This is a genomic window from Roseinatronobacter ekhonensis, assembly GCF_900499075.1.
GTDB lineage: Bacteria > Pseudomonadota > Alphaproteobacteria > Rhodobacterales > Rhodobacteraceae > Roseinatronobacter > Roseinatronobacter ekhonensis.
In genome coordinates, this window is the sequence record NZ_UIHC01000004.1 from 12915 (window position 1) to 30107 (window position 17193).

Genomic DNA, 17193 nt, shown 5'->3' on the forward strand with positions numbered 1-17193 from the left:
AGGAGGTAATCCGCAGGCAGGGCGTTGACAAGATCCGCCCGTAACTGATAGCGATACGCTATAATATCGAAACGCTACTACATGGAGCTGCCGCCATGACCGCCGCAAAATCTGCCCGTGACCCGCATACCAGCCGCTATATCCGCACTGCCATGGCAGAAGATATGCTTGACGCAGATACGGAACACGCTTTGGCAATCGCGTGGCGGGACAATCGCGACGAGGCTGCGCTGCACCGCCTGATCACCGCGTATACGCGGCTTGCGGTGTCGGTGGCTGGGCGGTTCCGGCGCTATGGCTTTCCGCTGGATGACCTGATCCAGCAGGGTAATCTTGGGCTGATGCGCGCGGCAGAGAAATACGACCCCGAAAACGGCGCGCGGTTTTCGACCTATGCAGCATGGTGGATCAGGGCGTCGATGCAGGAATATGTCATGCGCAACTGGTCGGTGGTGCGCACCGCCACGAATGCTGCACAGAAAAAACTGTTTTTCCACCTGCGCAAAACGCTCGCCAAGATGGATGATGGCGAAGTGCGGCGCGAAGAGGTGTCTGCCACGGTGGCGCGCGCGCTTGATGTGCCAGAGGAACAGGTGCAGATCATGCTGGGGCGGATGTCGGGCCATGACCTGTCGCTGAACACGCCCCAATCGGGCGAGGATGACGGGCGCGACTGGATGGACACCATTGTCGATGACACCGCACCCACCGAGGACCGTGTGCTGGACGATCTGGAAGGCCGCCGTCGCCGCAAGCTGCTTTACGGCGCGGTCGAGCGTTTGCCTGCGCGCGAACAGCGCATCGTGCTCGAACGACACCTGAGCGATAGCCCACGCACGTTGGCCGAAATCGGTGCGGACATGGGCATATCCAAGGAACGCGTCCGCCAATTGGAAGAGCGCGCCTTGGAACGTGTGACACGGCAGGTCCGGGCCGACAGCACGCCAACAGGGCTTTTTGCTTGACGCGCGTGCCGTATGGCGTAACTGCCGCCTATGAATTTCAGCCATAGCCGAAATAAATGGGTTGGGTTTGCGGCATCTGTGCTGTTGGCGGGGCTTGTGACCGCGTTGCTGCTGATGCCGGTTTCGGGGGGCAAACCCTGGCCGGTGCCCCATGTCGACAAGGCAATCCATGCGGGTTTGTTTTTCGCCGTGGCGCTTCCGGCCATGCTTGTCGCCGTGCCGCGGTTGCACTGGGCGCTGTGGGCTTTGGTCGTTGGCTATAGCGGCGTGACAGAAATTATGCAGCCGTGGTTCGGACGGGGCGCGGACCCGATGGATCTGGCGGCAAACGCGACTGGTGCAGCTTTGGCGCTGGGGGTCGCGCGCTGGCGTTTTCGCTCAAAAGCGGCCAAGGTCGAACAGAACCAGCGGGCCAAGGCTGAGCACTGAGGCATCCATCGCCAGTGGCAAGATCAGGTCATCGCCGTTGCTCATACTGGCTGCCATCATTTGTACCATAGGGGCCTGATCGGGCGGGATCAGCCCTGTTGCTTGCATCTGTGCCAGCATCGTGCGCCATCCCGTCACGGTCAGGGTGATCTGGCCGTCCAGCCGCCTGTCGTCGCGCAGGGTCGCGGTGCCGTCCAGACCAATGCGCGCGCCGTCCCACTCCAGAAAACTGTCTTGCAATGTGATCGTGGCAAGCTGGGCTGTGCCGCGCAAATCCGGGGCGTGGTCAAACTCGAGCATCGCGTCCAGCGTGGCGCGGCGCAAGGGCTGGGGCAGGGCGCTTGAGGTCACGTCTTGCAGCGACAGGGTCAGGTTCCGGCGCGATGGTATGTCAGCGGGTGAGAGCGTCATTTCGAACTGGTCCACCGCGAGTGTTGCGCCGGGTCCGGTCAAACGCAGCGCATCCCCCCGGAGCTGTGCCGCATTCAGACGCAAGGCCGGATCGCTGTTTAGCGAGAAAGGCATGTCGCCCCCGCTGACCTGCCATTCGGTCCCCCGCTGCATCAGCGTCTGGGTGCCGGACAAAACGCCCTCGGCCCGAAACGGCCAATAGCTGGGCAGCGTTGCGCGCAGCCAAGCGGCTGACCAGCCAAGCGCAGGCAGCGCCGGGCGCGCCGCCGTCAGATCAAACCTTAGCGGGAACCCCGTCACCGCCACGTCGGACACCTGCACATCTTTGGCCGCCAAGCGCCCATGTTCGTGGCGCAGCACATAGGACGCGCCGCCCCAATAGGCGCAGAACATCGCACCGATGATGATCAATCCCAGAACGAAGCGCATTGTGCATCCTTTTGACCTTGCCGCGATTCCTGTCTACACCGCGACCCTAGACAGGAGCCAGCCTCATGCCCGACAAGATTTGGATTTTCGGATACGGATCGCTGATCTGGAACCCCGGTTTTGCCCATGGCCAGACCCGCATCGCGCGGCTGGAAGGGTATGAGCGGTCCTTCTGCATGCGCTCCATCCATCATCGGGGCACACCCGCGCACCCCGGACTTGTGCTGGCGCTGGACGCGGGGACGGGCGGGTGCGAGGGGCTGGCCTTCGAAGTGGATGGCCGCATCGGAGAGGAAACGCTGGAATACTTGCGCGCGCGTGAACTGATTTCCGCCGCTTATCTGGAACGCACGGTGCCGGTGGTGTTGCAGGATGGGCCGGTCGTGCAGGCGGTAACCTATGTCATTGACCGCGCGCATGGTCAGTATTGCGGCGGGCTGCCACTGGAAGAACAGGCGCAGATCATCGCGCAAGCTAAGGGCGGGCGCGGCCCCAACCGCGACTACCTTGTAAACACCGCGCGCCATCTGGCCGATCTGGGCCTGCGCGACCCCGATCTGGACTGGCTATCCGCACGGGTGGAAGAGCTTTGCGCCTAGCACTGCCAAAGCCCGCCTTTGGGCGGCTTGGCGAATGGTGGGTTGGGCAGATTCGCCCTGCGGCACAAAAGAATTGACCGCGCTCGCACGCGCTCCCGTAGCGCCGCCCGCCGGGTCGATTTGCGTCCCCCCACTTTCGAACACCGCGATGCCTTCTTATCTGTCGGGAAAGTGAAGGAGGACCGCAATGAGCACAGAGTCAGCAAAACTTCCGCCCGTAGACCCCACCCACGCCGCGATACTGGAAAGGTTTGGTGCCGAAATCAGCGCGCTTGATCCGATCGGTGCGCAGGTTACCGGGGTAGACTTTTCGTCGGCGGACACCTTTCCCGAAGACCTGCGCGAGGTGCTTGAACACGAAATGGCGCTGCGCGGCTTTGTTGTGTTCAAACACGACAAGCCGCTTGATGCCGAAGATTTCCTGCGCGCAAGCTGCCTGTGGGGTGGCCGGGAACTGCACAGCACCCACGGCGTCCACCCGCAGACACCGGGCGGCAATCCGCATATTTTCAGGCTGTCCAATGACAGGGCGCATGGCATTCCCGATGTCGGGCCGCAATGGCACAATGACGGCAGTTTCCTGCCTGCCACGTTCTCGCATTCCGGCTACCAGATCATCCGACCCGCCGAAAAGGGCGGTGGCACGCATTTCGCGCATCAAGGGCTGGCGTTCGAGGCGCTTTCCGAGGATCGCCGCGAACGTTGGCGCCGCCTGTCATCTGTGAATTCTGCATCCGGCGTGGTGCATCCGTTGGTGCACCAGCACCCCGTGACTGGACAAAGCTGTATCTGGCTGCATCTGGGCATGACCGGTGCCGTTATCGAGAAACTTCCCGACCAAGACGGATTCAGTCTGCTGGGTGCGGAGGAAATGCGCGAGCTTTGCCGGGAATACAACGCCATCCTGAATGCCGGGCTGACGGATGGGTATGCCAAGGCTTATGAATATCACGCGAATGATTGCGTCTTTATCGACAATCTAGCGGTCGCGCATCGCGCGGCGCCTGAAGCGCATATGCCGGCTGAACAGCAAGGCTTGCGGATCATGCACCGCACCACCGTAAAAGGAGTGCAGGATCTTGCGCCCGATTTCGGATTGCCGCTGCATGTGAATATCGACGGCCCCAACCCGATCGGAGAGGGCGTCTGGCAAGGCGGCGGTGTGGGCTTTCGCTGGGAAGAAGGCATCCCGATGCGAAACTGATCCGCCCTGCCAGGCTTAGTGTTGCGTTAGTTCCAGCACGACACCAGAACCGTCAGATCACCCGCTATGCGTGTCAGATGCTCTGGCGGCACGGTGACGCCTGCGCGCAGCGTGCCGCTGGACACGCCGTTTGCGCCCAGAAATTCGCGGATCGCCTGCGCAGAGGCCGCGAAATTAACCTCTGGTGGCAGCTGGCGGTTCGCAAGCTCCGGCTGGCCCGACAGTAGCCCCAGCACCGCGCCATTCGCGCCAAAGACAGGCCCGCCCAAATCACCCTGTTCGACAGTGGCGTTCAGGCGCAGGACACCGTCTTCGCCGTTCAGCCCGCCGGTGGCGTCCAGCCGCCCGAAGGTCAGGACGGGACGGGTCAGCATATCCTCGAACGAAAAGCCAGAGATCGTGATTTCCTGCCCCAAGGGCGCGTCCCCTTCGGCAAATTGCGCGAAAGCCAGCGGCACAAGCGGCGTTTCGGGCTCCAGAACCGCAAGGTTCAAGGCCTCGTCCACTGCGCGCACGCGGGCGGTATACGCTTCGTCAATGGTGACACGGTCGCATTGCGCGACGGCCTGCGCGGTGGTCAGCGTGGTGCCCGTGGCGTCGATGTAGAACCCGGAGCGTGAATATTCGGGGCGGCGCACACTCAGCCCTGCCAGCAAGGCACTGCGCGCGACCTGACTGGCCTGCCCAGTGCTTTCGGGCAGGGTGCCGCCGAACGTGCTGAAGCTGTCTTCCATCATCGGCAGAACGCGCGCCATCTGGTCGTCGCGGTCCGGCGTCCAGACAAGCGTATACCCCTTGATCTGCCCGTTGCGGAACTGCGCAAATGTGTGCGAGCGCAATTCGTCATTCTGACCAGTCAGTGTGAAGGAATTCGAGCGGCGTTCGCGCGCGCCTTCCAGCGGAACAATCTCCAGCGTCTGCATGATCTCATACAGGCCGAACAACGTGGCCTGATTGCCCGGCTGCGACAAAAGCAAGACCTGCACCCCGCTGTCATCCTTGGACGGGAAGTGCGAGAAGGGCGCTTCGTGGCGGTCGAATTCGACCATGGCCAAAGGCAGTGCGATCTCGATGCCCGCATCTTCGTCGCGGATGGTCTGCATCCCCAAAGCCGCCAATTCGCCCTGATACTCGGCCAGCAACTCGGCGCGCTGCCGCGTTGTCAGAACGCCGGTGTCGTCATACCCCTTGTCGGCCTGCCATCCGGCCATGGACCGGCGGGTGCCGCCGCCGAATGCGGCGTCGATGCGCTGGGTGTAATACCCGAACCATTGCAATGCGATTTGCAGATCTGCCCGTTGGTCACGGTCAAGCAAGCGTTCGGACGCGCGCGCCTCGCCCAAGGTTTCCTCGGGTTCGGGCTCGGGTTCTGCCACGACCAGTGGTTCGGGTTCCGGCGCAGGGTCTGCATCGGGCAGGGCTTGCGGCGCGACCGCCGTGCCAGCGGTGGGAAAAAACCGTGCACCATAATTTTCGCCATTCGAAACGAACGCATCCGCAGGGATCGTGCGTTCAGCACGCAACTGGCGGCGCACTGCAAACGCGTCGGTATCGGTTTCGAACGGGCCAAGGGCCAGCGCATACCAGTCCGACGGCAGTTGGAACCCGCTGACATTGCCAATGCTCTGCTGGTATTCCTGCGCGCGCTCCAGCGCATCGTCGAACTCTCTATGCGCCTCAAGCTGCACCCAGCGTGCGTCCTGGGCCAAGGCCGGCCCGAATGCCAGTCCCGAAACAGTTGCGACCAGAAATGCTGCCGTGCTGAAATGCCGTGTCATCTTGTCCAATTCCTTCCCCGTGGTTCCATCCCGCGCGCGTCGACCCGGTTTCGGCGTTGACCCTTGTCGGTTGCTTGCCTATGCAGACGCAGCTTTACGAGATTGCGCTGACATGGCAAGGGGCCGACATGGCGGAAGCTGCTGAAAACCGTTCACAAAAGCCACAGAGCTTTCAGGAAATCATCCTGAGGTTGCAAAACTACTGGGCGGCCAAGGGCTGCGCGGTGCTGCAGCCCTATGACATGGAAGTGGGCGCGGGCACGTTTCACCCCGCCACAACGCTGCGCGCGTTGGGGCCGCGCGCTTGGGCGGCGGCCTATGTCCAGCCGTCGCGCCGCCCCACAGACGGGCGCTACGGGGAAAACCCGAACCGATTGCAGCATTATTACCAATATCAGGTCATCATCAAACCCTCGCCGCCCGATCTGCAGGAGCTTTATCTGGGCAGCCTGCGCGCCATCGGCATCGACGATGCGCTGCACGACATCCGCTTTGTCGAGGATGACTGGGAATCCCCCACGCTCGGCGCTTGGGGGCTGGGCTGGGAAGTGTGGTGCGACGGGATGGAAGTGTCGCAATTCACCTATTTCCAGCAGGTCGGCGGGCATGATTGCAAGCCGGTCTCTGGCGAGCTGACCTACGGCTTGGAACGTCTGGCCATGTATGTGCTGGGTGTGGACCATGTCATGGACATGCCGTTCAACGCGCCCGACGCCATGATCCCGCTGAGCTATGGCGATGTCTTCCGCCAGACCGAGCAGGAATATTCGCGTTGGAATTTCGATCAGGCCGACACGGACACCCTCTTGCAGCATTTCAAGGATGCCGAGGCCGAATGCCAGCGCATCATATCCGCAGATGCCACCGACAGCGCAGGCCGCAGCATCATCATGGCGCACCCCGCCTATGACCAATGCATCAAGGCCAGCCATCTCTTTAACCTGCTCGACGCGCGCGGCGTCATTTCCGTGACCGAACGCCAAGCCTATATCGGGCGCGTGCGTGCGCTGGCCAAGATGTGCGCGGATGCTTTTGTGCAGACCGCTGCGGGCAGCGCGTGATGGGGCGGTTTCTGGTGGTCCTGCTGCTGGCCTGTGCCGCGCTTGGCGGCGCTGGCATGTGGTATTTGCAGGTTTACGGCTATTATGATGTGTTGCCCGAGCAAGACAGCATCGCGCTGACCTACGCAGGGGAAACAACGCCGGCCGAAGTGCCTGTGACCGCGTTCGAAGGGATTGACGCGATCAGCTCTCCCATCCGGTTTCGCGCCTGTTTCACGCTGGCAGACCCCGCGTCTGACTTCGCGCCCTATGAGGGTGCCACGCCCCTGAACGCCCCCGGCTGGTTTGACTGCTTCGATGCAGCGGCCATCGGCGCTGCCCTGCGCGCGCGCGAGGCACAGGCGATCACCGCGCAGGCCAATATCACCTACGGCATCGACCGCATTGCTGCCGTCTTCCCCGATGGCCGCGCCTATGCGTGGCACCAGATCAACGCCTGCGGCACCGCCCATTTCGATGGTGATCCGGTGCCGCCGGGCTGCCCCCCTCCGCCGCAACGGACCGAATGACCCATGGCTGACCTACTGATCGAACTCTTCTCCGAGGAAATTCCGGCGCGGATGCAGGCGGGCGCGTCGGATGCGCTGAAAAAGCTTGTCACCGACGGGCTGGTCGACGCCGGGCTGACCTATGCCCATGCCACCGCCTTCGCCACGCCGCGCCGTCTGGCGCTGGCGGTGCAGGGCCTGTCCGACCATAGCCCGACCCTGTGCGAAGAACGGCGCGGGCCCAAGGTGGGCGCGCCCGAAAAGGCGATTGAAGGCTTCCTGCGCTCGACCGGTTTGAGCATGGACGACCTGAGCATTCAGGACGACAAGAAGGGGCAGGTCTATATTGCCCATGTCACGACCGAAGGGCGCGCAGCACCCGTGATCGTGGCCGAAGTGCTGGAACGCACGATCCGCAATTTCCCATGGCCGAAGTCGATGCGCTGGGGCACCGGGTCTTTGCGTTGGGTGCGGCCATTGCATTCGATCCTTTGCATCCTGTCGCAAGAGGATGGCGCGCAGGTGGTGCCGCTGGACGTGGACGGGATCGTCTCGGGCGACACCACGCGCGGGCATCGCTTCATGGTGCCGGATACGTTTTCCGTTGCGAATTTCGAGGATTACGCGGCAAAGCTAAAGCGCGCGAAGGTGATTCTGGACCCGGCGGAACGCGCGGGCCATATCTGGAACGAAGCGAGCCAGTTGGCCTTCGCCCAAGGGCTGGAACTGGTCGAGGACAAGGGCCTGCTGGCAGAAGTCGCGGGGCTGGTCGAATGGCCTGTTGTTCTGATGGGGCGGATCGAGGAGCAGTTTCTGGACCTGCCACCCGAGGTGCTGCAAACCTCTATGAAGGAACACCAGAAGTTCTTTTCCGTGCGCGACCCGAAAGCTGGGCAGATCGTAGGGTTCGTGACGGTCGCGAACCGCGACACGGCGGATCAGGGCGCGACCATTCTGGCGGGGAACCAGAAGGTTCTGGCAGCGCGGCTGTCGGATGCGAAGTTCTTTTGGGACAATGACTTGCGGCTGGTTTCTGATGTGAAGCTGGAAGGCATGGGGGCAGGGCTGTCTGACGTGACCTTCCACAACAAACTTGGCTCGCAGGCCGACCGGATTGAGCGTATCGCGGCACTGGCGCGCGAGATTGCGCCGTTGCTGGGCGCGGATGCCGAAATGGCAGAGCAAGCCGCGCGCGTGGCGAAGGCTGATCTGCGCTCTGGTATGGTCGGCGAATTCCCGGAACTTCAAGGGGTTATGGGGCGCTATTACGCGCTGAAAGGCGGCTACGCGCCAGAGGTGGCCGATGCCTGCCGCGACCATTATTCGCCCCTCGGCCCTTCCGACGACGTGCCCACCGCGCCCGTCACGGTCGCCGTGGCGCTGGCCGACAAGCTGGACACGCTGACCGGGTTCTGGGCGATTGACGAAAAGCCCACCGGCTCGAAAGACCCCTTTGCCCTGCGCCGTGCGGCGTTGGGGGTAATTCGGTTGGTGTTGGGGAATAAAGTGCGCGGTGGCATCACTAGTATGCTAATGAAGCCTATTGTTAATCACATCGTCGATCTGGCGATGAAAAGTAACGAGTATTTTGCCCTAAGTTCGCAAATTCCTGAGTCACAAGATCCTCAGATTCGCCAGATCCTGCTTGAAGCAAAAATGCAGGCAACGAAGGTCGGTATCGAAGCAATAGAGGCGTTAAGGGATGAGAAAACCCTCCAAAATAAGTCCGAGTTTGCAATAAATGATCTTACAAACTTCTTCCACGACCGTCTCAAGGTCTACCTACGTGATCAGGGCGTCCGGCATGACGTGATCGACGCCTGCCTTGCCATGCCCAACAATGACGACCTGACGCTACTGGTCAAACGTGCCGAGGCGTTGTCGGACCTGCTGAAAACCGACGATGGCGAGAACCTGCTGCAAGGGTTCAAGAGGGCGAACAACATCCTGACCCAAGCGGAAGAAAAGGACGGGGTGGAATACAGCTTCGGCCCCGAGCCGAAACTGGCAGAAACCGACGCAGAACGCGCGCTGTTCGCGGCGCTCGACCACGCCGAGGCCGCAATCACCCCCGCCATGGCATCCGAGGATTTCGCCACCGCCATGCACGCCATGGCCGGTCTGCGCGCGCCGATTGATGCGTTTTTTGACGCCGTGCAGATCAATGCCGAGAACCAGATCCTGCGCCGCAACCGCCTGAACCTGCTGCACCGCATTCGCGCGACCTGCTTGCAGGTGGCGGATCTGACCAAGGTGAACGGGTAGGGCCGGCTCAGCCCCTGCGGCACCGCTGATCACCGCCGGCAAACCCCGTTACGCGTTGTAAACGCGCGCGTAACGTGGCCCCAGCCCGGTCAATATCTCATACCCGATGGTGTCGATGATATCGGCCACCGCATCGACCCCCTGATGCGGGCCAAGCAGGTCCAGCCGTTCCACCGGCCCGTCCACCGCGCTGACATCTATGGTCAGCAGGTCCATCGACACGCGCCCGACCAGCGGGCAGGGCACATCGCCCGCCCAGAGCGTGACACGCCCCGACAGCGCGCGCTGGATGCCATCTGCGTAGCCCGCGGCAATGGTGGCCACGGTCATGTCACGCGGGGCGGTAAAGCTGTTGCCATAGCCCACGCTTTCGCCTGCGGCCACGATCCGCGTCTGGATCACCGGGATCGACAGGCGCACGACCGGTTGCGCATCGGCAAAGGGCAAGCCGCCATACAGGCCGATGCCCGGACGTGTCAGGTCGAAATGGTAGTCGCGCCCCAGCAACACCCCGCCAGTGGCCGAGAGCGAGCGCGGCACGCCCGCGCCATCGGTCAGGTCGCGAAAGGTCGCGAGTTGTTGCGCGTTCATCGCGTGGCCCGGGTCGTCCGAACAGGCCAGATGCGACATGATCAGGCTGGGCCCTTCGCCAAGGGCGATTTCGGCGACGCTGGCCCATTCGGCAGGCTCCATCCCCAGCCGGTTCATGCCGGTGTCAAGCTGGATGCCAAAGGGCGCGCCGGGCAGGTTTTCGAACTGCCGCGTCAGTTGCTCGACCGAGTTGAGCATCGGGATCAGCCCTGCATCGCGGATCAGGCCCGCATCGCCCGGCATATGCCCGCCATAGACATGGATCGGCAAGTCGGGGCCAATGGCCGCGCGCACGGCCGCGCCCTCTTCGGCCACAGCCACGAAGAAACGCCTCGCACCGGCATCTGCCAGCGCGCGGGCCACGCGACCGGCGCCCAGCCCGTAGCCATTGGCCTTGACCGTCGCGGCGGTTTCCACCGTTGTCAGTGCATCCAGCGCGCGCCAGTTCGCTTGCAATGCGCCAAGGTCGATCTGTAATTCTGCCTGTGCCATATCTGCCCCTTGCCTGCGCCAGCCGCCCCCGTCAAGCGCCTTTCACGGCCCGCGCCAAAGCGCAGAATTGCTCCAGCCCGATTTCCTCGGCCCGCGCGGTGGGCGCGATGCCGACAGAGTGCAACAGCGGCTCTATCTGCGGGTGCAGCCCCTTCAGCGCCGCGCGCAGCATCTTGCGCCGCTGGTTGAACGCCATGGCCACCACGCGTTCCAGAACGCGTGCGTCGGCGGGAAAGCGCGGTGTGTCCAGCCGCGTGATATGCACCACGGCAGAGCTGACCTTGGGCGGCGGGGTGAACGCCTCTGGCGGCAGGTGCAGCACGATCTTGGCCTCGGCCCGCCATTGCACCATCAGCGCCAGCCGCCCATAGGCTTTGGCCCCCGGCTTCGCGACAATGCGTTCGGCCACTTCGCGCTGAAACATCAGTGTCAGGCTGTCCCAGAAGGGCGGCCATGTTTGCGGCGTCATCCAGCGGATCAGCAATTCGGTGCCGACGTTGTAGGGCAGGTTGGCCACCACCTTCACCGGCGGCGTCAGATGCGCGAGCGGGTCTACCGCCAGTGCATCGCCCGCGATAACGGTCAAGCGGTCGGGATAAGCTTCGCCAATTTCGGCCAGCGCGGGCAGGCACCGCGCGTCTTTTTCAATCGCCAGCACCCGCCGCGCGCCTTCGCTCAGCAAGCCGCGCGTCAGCCCGCCGGGGCCGGGGCCAACCTCCAGCACATCCGACCCCGCCAAGTCCCCCGCCGCCCGCGCAATCCGCGCCGTCAGGTTCAGGTCCAGCAGGAAATTCTGGCCAAAGCTCTTTTTCGCGCGCAGCTCATGCGTGCGGATCACGTCGCGTAGGGGCGGCAGGGTGTCGATCATGCGCCCATGTTCCATGCCATGCGTAGGGCCGCGATCAGGCTGTCGGGCCGCGCCACGCCTTGGCCCGCGATGTCATAGGCCGTGCCATGATCGGGTGACGTTCGCACAAAAGGTAGCCCCAGCGTGACATTCACCCCCTCATCAAAGGCCAGCGTCTTGATCGGGATCAGCGCCTGATCGTGATACATACACACCGCCGCGTCATAGCGCGCGCGGGCGGGCGCGTGGAACATGGTGTCGGCGGGCAGCGGGCCGCGCAGGTCAATCCCTTCGGCGCGCAGCCGCTCCAGCACGGGCGCGATCAGGGTGCCATCCTCATGCCCCATCGTGCCATCCTCGCCCGCATGGGGGTTCAGCCCCGCCACGGCAATGCGCGGGTGCGCGATCTCGAAATCTCGGATAAGGGCGGCATGGGTGATGCGGATGGTGTCTTCCAGCGCATCGGCTGTCAGGGCGCGCGGCACGTCAGATAACGGAATATGGATGGTCACCGGCACCACGCGCAAGGTGTCGCTGGCCAGCATCATCACGACTCGTTTCATCCCGGCCAGATGCGCAAGGTACTCGGTATGGCCAGGAAACCCGAAGCCTGCCCCCGCTTTCAGCGCGGCCTTGTGGATGGGGCAGGTCACAAGCCCCCGCGCGGCACCCGATTGCACCAGCTCTACCCCGCGTCGGACCGCCTCTATCACGCCCGCCGCGTTGGCCGGGTCGGGCTGGCCCGCATGGGCTGCTGCCGCAAATGAGACCGGCAGCACCGGCAGTGCACCACTCGCAGGCGCAGTCAGGTCCGGCACCACCCGGAAATCGCACCCGTCCGGCAGATGTTTGGGATCGCCCAGCCACACAAAGGGGCACTCGCGCCCGATGGCTTCCCACGCCTTCACCGCAATCTCTGGCCCGATCCCGGACGGGTCGCCGCAGGACATCACAAGCGGTCGTTCACCCATGCGCAGCACTCCTTTTCATCTTGCCGGAAATACTCCGCAAGGGGGTGAATGGGCGCGAAAGCGCACAGAGGGGGGCGGCGCACGCCCCCCTTAGCGCCCTTTCCATATCCAGCCGCCGCCGAAAACCCGCGTGCCCTCACCGTCATAAAACACACAGGCTTGTCCGGGGCTGATCCCTTCTTCGGGCGTCAGAAGCTCCACCTCGGCCTCGACCGCCGACAGGGGCCGGATGATCGCGGGCGCGGGCGGTCGGGTCGAGCGCAGCTTGACCGACAGGTGCCATTCCTTCTGGCTCTCGAATGGCGCATCGCCCAGCCAGTTCACCTCGCGCACGGGCACCGTGCGGGTGGCTAAAGCCTCTTTCGGGCCGACGACCACGCGGCGCATGTCAGGGTCAAGCTTGACCACATACAATGGCTCCGTCAGCCCACCGATACCAAGCCCGCGCCGCTGCCCGATCGTGTAATGGATCACGCCCTCATGCGTGCCCAGACAATGGCCGTCCATATCGACAATCTCGCCCGGCTCGCCCGCGCCGGGGCGCAGTTTCTCGATCACGGCGGCATAATTGCCATCGGGCACAAAGCAGATATCCTGGCTGTCGGGCTTGTCGGCCACGGCCAACCTGTGCCTGGCGGCCAGCGCCCGTGTCTCTGCCTTGGTCGCCAGATGGCCCAGCGGGAAGCGCAGGTAGTCCAGTTGCTCTTGCGTGGTCGAGAACAGGAAATAGCTCTGGTCGCGCACGGGGTCTGCGGCGCGGTGCAATTCTGCGCCCAAATCCCCGGCTTTGCGCTGAATGTAATGTCCCGTCGCCATGCAATCCGCGCCCAAGTCCTTGGCGGTTTCCAGCAGGTCGCGGAACTTCACGCGCTCGTTGCAGCGAATGCAGGGCACCGGCGTCGCGCCGCCCAGGTAAGCATCTGCGAATTCGTCGATCACCGCGTCGCGGAATTTCGATTCGTAATCCAGCACATAATGCGGAAAGCCCATTTCCTCGGCGACGCGGCGCGCATCGTGAATGTCGCGGCCCGCGCAGCAGGCACCTTTTTTCGCCAGCGCCGCGCCGTGATCGTAAAGCTGCAAGGTCACGCCGACCACATCATATCCTTCGGCCGCCAATTCGGCAGCCACGACAGAGCTGTCTACCCCGCCCGACATGGCCACGACCACGCGGGTTTCGGCCACCGGCTTGGGCAGCCCGAGCGAATTCAGCGGCGGGTCATAGGGCATTTTACGTCACTCCGGGCGAACAAGCGCGAAATATAAGAAAATGCTGTCTATTCTCAACCCCTCGATTCAACCTCTGCTTAACCCTCCCGCGTAATTCTGGGTCCATACGGGCGATGAACCAAGGAGGGTGCCTTATGTATATCAAGAAAGTGGACGGGCCGCGCGCGGTCAGCCTTGCGGACGGGACGGTTCTGACACTGGCCGATCTGCCACCAACGGACACGCGCCGTTGGGTGGCCAGCCGCAAGGCGGTGGTGGTGCAGGCGGTGGGTGCAGGGCTGTTGTCGCGCAAGGCCGCGCTGGAACGCTACGGTCTGTCAGACGAAGAGTTCGATCTTTGGGCCAATGCGGTGGAAAGCCACGGGATCGAGGCTTTGAAAGTCACGGCATTGCAAAGGTATAGACAACCATAGGGCGAGTATGATCTTTATTGACGCACGGTAACCTAGAATTAACGCTTTTATTCGAAGCTTGGGTCATCGGCGATAATGGAGAACCCAAATGCGCGTGCTGTTTGTTGAAGACGACCCGACCACCGCCCGCTCGATCGAACTGATGCTGACGCATTCGAACTTTAACGTCTATTGCACTGATCTTGGTGAAGACGCGGTCGAACTCAGCAAGCTTTATGATTACGATCTGATTTTGTTGGATCTTAACCTGCCCGACATGGCAGGCTTGGACGTGCTGCGCCAGATCAGGGTCGCGCGGGTAGACACGCCGGTGCTGATTCTGACTGGCGATCTGGACACGGATACCAAACTTCGCGGGTTCGGTGGTGGGGCAGATGACTATCTTACCAAGCCCTTCCACCGCGAAGAACTTGTCGCGCGTATCCACGCCATTATCCGCCGCAGCAAAGGCCATGCACAATCGGTCATCCGCACGGGCCGGTTGAACGTCAACCTTGACGCGAAATCGGTCGAGGTGGATGGCGCGATCGTGCATCTGACCGGCAAGGAATACCAGATGCTCGAATTGCTCAGCCTGCGCAAAGGGACCACGCTGACCAAGGAAATGTTCCTCAATCATCTGTATGGCGGCATGGATGAACCGGAATTGAAGATTATCGACGTTTTCATTTGCAAGTTGCGCAAGAAACTTGCCGAAGCGACCGGCGGGGACAGCCATATCGAAACCGTCTGGGGGCGCGGCTATGTTCTGCGCGATCCTATCGCGCAGTCCGACGTCGCACCGCAAAAGCCGCGCGCCATTTCGGCCTGATCCGGCGGGGCTGGACGCGACACATCCCGCGCCCTATCACGTTGGGCAGCATAACCGAGGCGCGGGGGCTTGCATGTCGGGCGAAATGGCGAAGGACGTGGCACATATCGCGGTGTCCGACCTGACGAAAGATCAGGCGCGCACCGAGCTTGCGCGTCTGGCCGACCATATCTCACGCGCCGATGCGGCCTATCACACCGATGATGCCCCCATTCTGGACGATGCGACGTATGACGCCCTGCGCCAGCGCAATGCCGCGATCGAGGCGCGGTTTCCCGATCTCGTCCGTGCCGACAGCCCATCGGCCCGTGTGGGTGGCGCCGTATCCGAGGCATTCGGCAAAATCCGGCACGCGCGGCGCATGTTGTCGCTGGCCAATGGCTTTTCTGACGAGGATATCGCGGAATTCGTGGCTGGTATCCGTCGTTTCCTGGGCATGCCGGAGGACGCGCCGCTTGCCTTCACCGCCGAACCGAAGATCGACGGGTTGTCACTGTCGCTGCGATACGAACGCGGGCGGCTTGCCCACGCAGCGACCCGCGGCGATGGCGAAACCGGCGAGGACGTGACCGCCAATGCGCGCGAGATCGCGGATATTCCCCAAACACTGCCGGATGCGCCCGAGCTGCTGGAAGTGCGGGGTGAGGTGTATATGGCGCATGACGATTTCACCGCGCTGAATGCCCGCCAAGACGCGCGCGGCGCGAAAACATTTGCCAACCCGCGGAACGCCGCCGCGGGCTCGTTGCGCCAATTGGACCCGGCGATCACGCGCGCGCGGCCCTTGCGGTTCTTTGCCTATGCATGGGGTGAGTTGTCCGCGCCCTTGGCCGACACCCAGATTGACGCGGTGTCCAAACTCGCCACGCTGGGCTTTGCCACCAACCCCGAAATGCGCCGCTGTGCAGGGTTGGACGACATGCTTGCAACCTATGCGCGAATAGAGGCGCAGCGCGCCACGCTCGGCTACGACATTGACGGTGTGGTCTACAAGCTTGACGATCTGGCGCTGCAAGACCGTCTTGGCCTGCGCTCGACCACGCCACGCTGGGCGATTGCGCATAAATTCCCCGCCGAGCGCGCCTGGACCCGTTTGGAAGCCATCGAGATTCAGGTCGGGCGCACCGGCGCACTCAGCCCTGTCGCAAGACTGGCCCCTGTCACGGTCGGCGGTGTTGTCGTGTCGAACGCCACGCTGCACAACGAAGATTACATTGCCGGGCGCGATTCCAAGGGCGCGCCGATTCGCGAAGGCCGCGACATCCGCGCGGGCGATTGGGTCGAGGTGTATCGCGCCGGTGAAGTGATCCCGAAAATCCGCGATGTGGACCTGTCCAAACGGCCCGAACACAGCGCGCCGTACAATTTCCCCGAAACCTGCCCCGACTGCGGCAGCCCCGCCATCCGCGAGCCGGGCGATTCGGTGCGCCGCTGTACCGGCGGGCTGGTCTGCCCCGCCCAAGCAGTTGAACGGCTGAAACACTTTGTCAGCCGTGCCGCCTTTGACATCGAAGGGCTTGGCGCGAAACAGGTCGAGGCGTTCTGGCGCGATGGCTGGATCGCCACGCCGCGCGACATTTTCACGCTGGCCGAGCGGTTCGGCCCCGGTCAGCCTCGCCAGTTGAAAAACCGCGAGGGGTGGGGGGACACGTCTGCCAACAAGCTCTTCGCGGCGATTGACGAGAAACGCACCATCCCGCTGGCGCGGTTCATCTTTGCGCTTGGCATCCGGCATATTGGCGAAACATCTGCCGCGTTGCTGGCCAGCCACTACGGTACATGGCCCGAGTTGCGCGCCGCCATGGCACAGGCGCAGGACGACACCAGCGCGGCCCATGCCGATCTTTTGTCCATCGACGGCGTCGGGCCGGTCATGGCGCGCGCGGCCCTTGCCGCATTCGAGGCCGAAGGCGACGAGATCGACGCGCTTGCAGCGCACTTGACCATCGAGAACGCCGCACGCCCGGTTTCCGACAGCCCCGTCGCCGGCAAAACGCTGGTCTTTACCGGCACGTTGGAGCGGATGACACGGGCCGAGGCGAAGGCGCGCGCCGAAGCCCTGGGCGCCAAGGTCGCGGGGTCCGTTTCGGCCAAGACCGACATTCTGATCGCGGGTCCGGGTGCCGGGTCCAAGGCCACCAAAGCCACGGCGCTCGGGGTCGAGGTGATCGACGAAGATGCCTGGCTGTCGCTGATCGGGGCGCTCTGA

The 17193-nt window shown here is 63.2% G+C and carries 16 protein-coding genes; 10 read left to right on the top strand and 6 right to left on the bottom strand.

The window, feature by feature from the left end; all coding sequences use genetic code 11:
* Positions 1–95 precede the first annotated feature (95 nt).
* Positions 96–965 (top strand): RNA polymerase factor sigma-32, encoded by an 870-nt coding sequence (locus tag ROE7235_RS02855; RefSeq protein WP_121093162.1) that lies wholly within the window; start codon positions 96–98, stop codon positions 963–965.
* A gap of 30 nt (positions 966–995) precedes the next feature.
* Positions 996–1394 (top strand): VanZ family protein, encoded by a 399-nt coding sequence (locus ROE7235_RS02860; RefSeq protein ID WP_121093163.1) that lies wholly within the window; start codon positions 996–998, stop codon positions 1392–1394.
* Here ROE7235_RS02860 and ROE7235_RS02865 read toward each other — a convergent pair.
* Positions 1344–2234, bottom strand: a complete 891-nt coding sequence (locus tag ROE7235_RS02865; protein ID WP_121093164.1) for a DUF2125 domain-containing protein — start codon at positions 2232–2234, stop codon at positions 1344–1346. The genes ROE7235_RS02860 and ROE7235_RS02865 overlap by 51 nt on opposite strands.
* Before the next feature lie 65 nt (positions 2235–2299).
* On the opposite strand from ROE7235_RS02865, the gene ROE7235_RS02870 reads away from it, so the two are divergent.
* Positions 2300–2833: a gamma-glutamylcyclotransferase gene (locus tag ROE7235_RS02870; protein ID WP_121093165.1), complete on the top strand. Its 534-nt coding sequence runs from the start codon at positions 2300–2302 to the stop codon at positions 2831–2833.
* A 187-nt stretch (positions 2834–3020) separates the two neighbouring features.
* Positions 3021–4037: a TauD/TfdA dioxygenase family protein gene (locus ROE7235_RS02875; RefSeq protein ID WP_121093166.1), complete on the top strand. Its 1017-nt coding sequence runs from the start codon at positions 3021–3023 to the stop codon at positions 4035–4037.
* Between the two features lie 26 nt (positions 4038–4063).
* On the opposite strand, the gene ROE7235_RS02880 is transcribed toward ROE7235_RS02875, so the two are convergent.
* Complete coding sequence (locus tag ROE7235_RS02880) at positions 4064–5815, bottom strand: serine protease (RefSeq protein WP_121093167.1); 1752 nt, start codon at positions 5813–5815, stop codon at positions 4064–4066.
* 128 nt (positions 5816–5943) lie between these two features.
* Here ROE7235_RS02880 and ROE7235_RS02885 point away from each other — a divergent pair, with 128 nt between their 5' ends.
* Genes ROE7235_RS02885 through glyS form a run of 3 tightly spaced genes read left to right on the top strand, consistent with a single transcriptional unit; the run spans position 5944 to position 9629 of the window.
* Complete coding sequence (locus ROE7235_RS02885) at positions 5944–6876, top strand: glycine--tRNA ligase subunit alpha (protein ID WP_121093264.1); 933 nt, start codon at positions 5944–5946, stop codon at positions 6874–6876.
* Positions 6876–7385, top strand: coding sequence for a DUF6446 family protein (locus ROE7235_RS02890; RefSeq protein WP_121093168.1), 510 nt, complete (start codon positions 6876–6878; stop codon positions 7383–7385). The genes ROE7235_RS02885 and ROE7235_RS02890 overlap by 1 nt, the downstream gene beginning before the upstream one ends.
* Before the next feature lie 3 nt (positions 7386–7388).
* Complete coding sequence (gene glyS / locus ROE7235_RS02895) at positions 7389–9629, top strand: glycine--tRNA ligase subunit beta (protein WP_121093169.1); 2241 nt, start codon at positions 7389–7391, stop codon at positions 9627–9629.
* A 48-nt stretch (positions 9630–9677) separates the two neighbouring features.
* On the opposite strand, the gene alr is transcribed toward glyS, so the two are convergent.
* The 4 genes from alr to mnmA form a co-directional block, all read right to left on the bottom strand.
* On the bottom strand, positions 9678–10712 hold the full coding sequence (gene alr, locus ROE7235_RS02900; protein ID WP_121093170.1) for an alanine racemase: 1035 nt from the start codon (positions 10710–10712) through the stop codon (positions 9678–9680).
* A gap of 31 nt (positions 10713–10743) precedes the next feature.
* On the bottom strand, positions 10744–11580 hold the full coding sequence (rsmA, locus tag ROE7235_RS02905; RefSeq protein ID WP_121093265.1) for a 16S rRNA (adenine(1518)-N(6)/adenine(1519)-N(6))-dimethyltransferase RsmA: 837 nt from the start codon (positions 11578–11580) through the stop codon (positions 10744–10746).
* Positions 11577–12530: a 4-hydroxythreonine-4-phosphate dehydrogenase PdxA gene (pdxA, locus tag ROE7235_RS02910; protein ID WP_121093171.1), complete on the bottom strand. Its 954-nt coding sequence runs from the start codon at positions 12528–12530 to the stop codon at positions 11577–11579. The genes rsmA and pdxA overlap by 4 nt, the downstream gene beginning before the upstream one ends.
* A 90-nt stretch (positions 12531–12620) precedes the next feature.
* Complete coding sequence (gene mnmA / locus ROE7235_RS02915) at positions 12621–13760, bottom strand: tRNA 2-thiouridine(34) synthase MnmA (RefSeq protein WP_121093172.1); 1140 nt, start codon at positions 13758–13760, stop codon at positions 12621–12623.
* A gap of 134 nt (positions 13761–13894) precedes the next feature.
* Here mnmA and sciP point away from each other — a divergent pair, with 134 nt between their 5' ends.
* The 3 genes from sciP to ligA all read left to right on the top strand — a co-directional run bounded on the left by sciP (position 13895) and on the right by ligA (position 17193).
* Positions 13895–14173: a CtrA inhibitor SciP gene (sciP, locus tag ROE7235_RS02920; protein WP_121093173.1), complete on the top strand. Its 279-nt coding sequence runs from the start codon at positions 13895–13897 to the stop codon at positions 14171–14173.
* Between the two features lie 88 nt (positions 14174–14261).
* Positions 14262–14984, top strand: coding sequence for a response regulator transcription factor CtrA (gene ctrA, locus ROE7235_RS02925; protein WP_121093174.1), 723 nt, complete (start codon positions 14262–14264; stop codon positions 14982–14984).
* A gap of 73 nt (positions 14985–15057) precedes the next feature.
* Positions 15058–17193, top strand: coding sequence for an NAD-dependent DNA ligase LigA (gene ligA / locus ROE7235_RS02930; RefSeq protein ID WP_121093175.1), 2136 nt, complete (start codon positions 15058–15060; stop codon positions 17191–17193).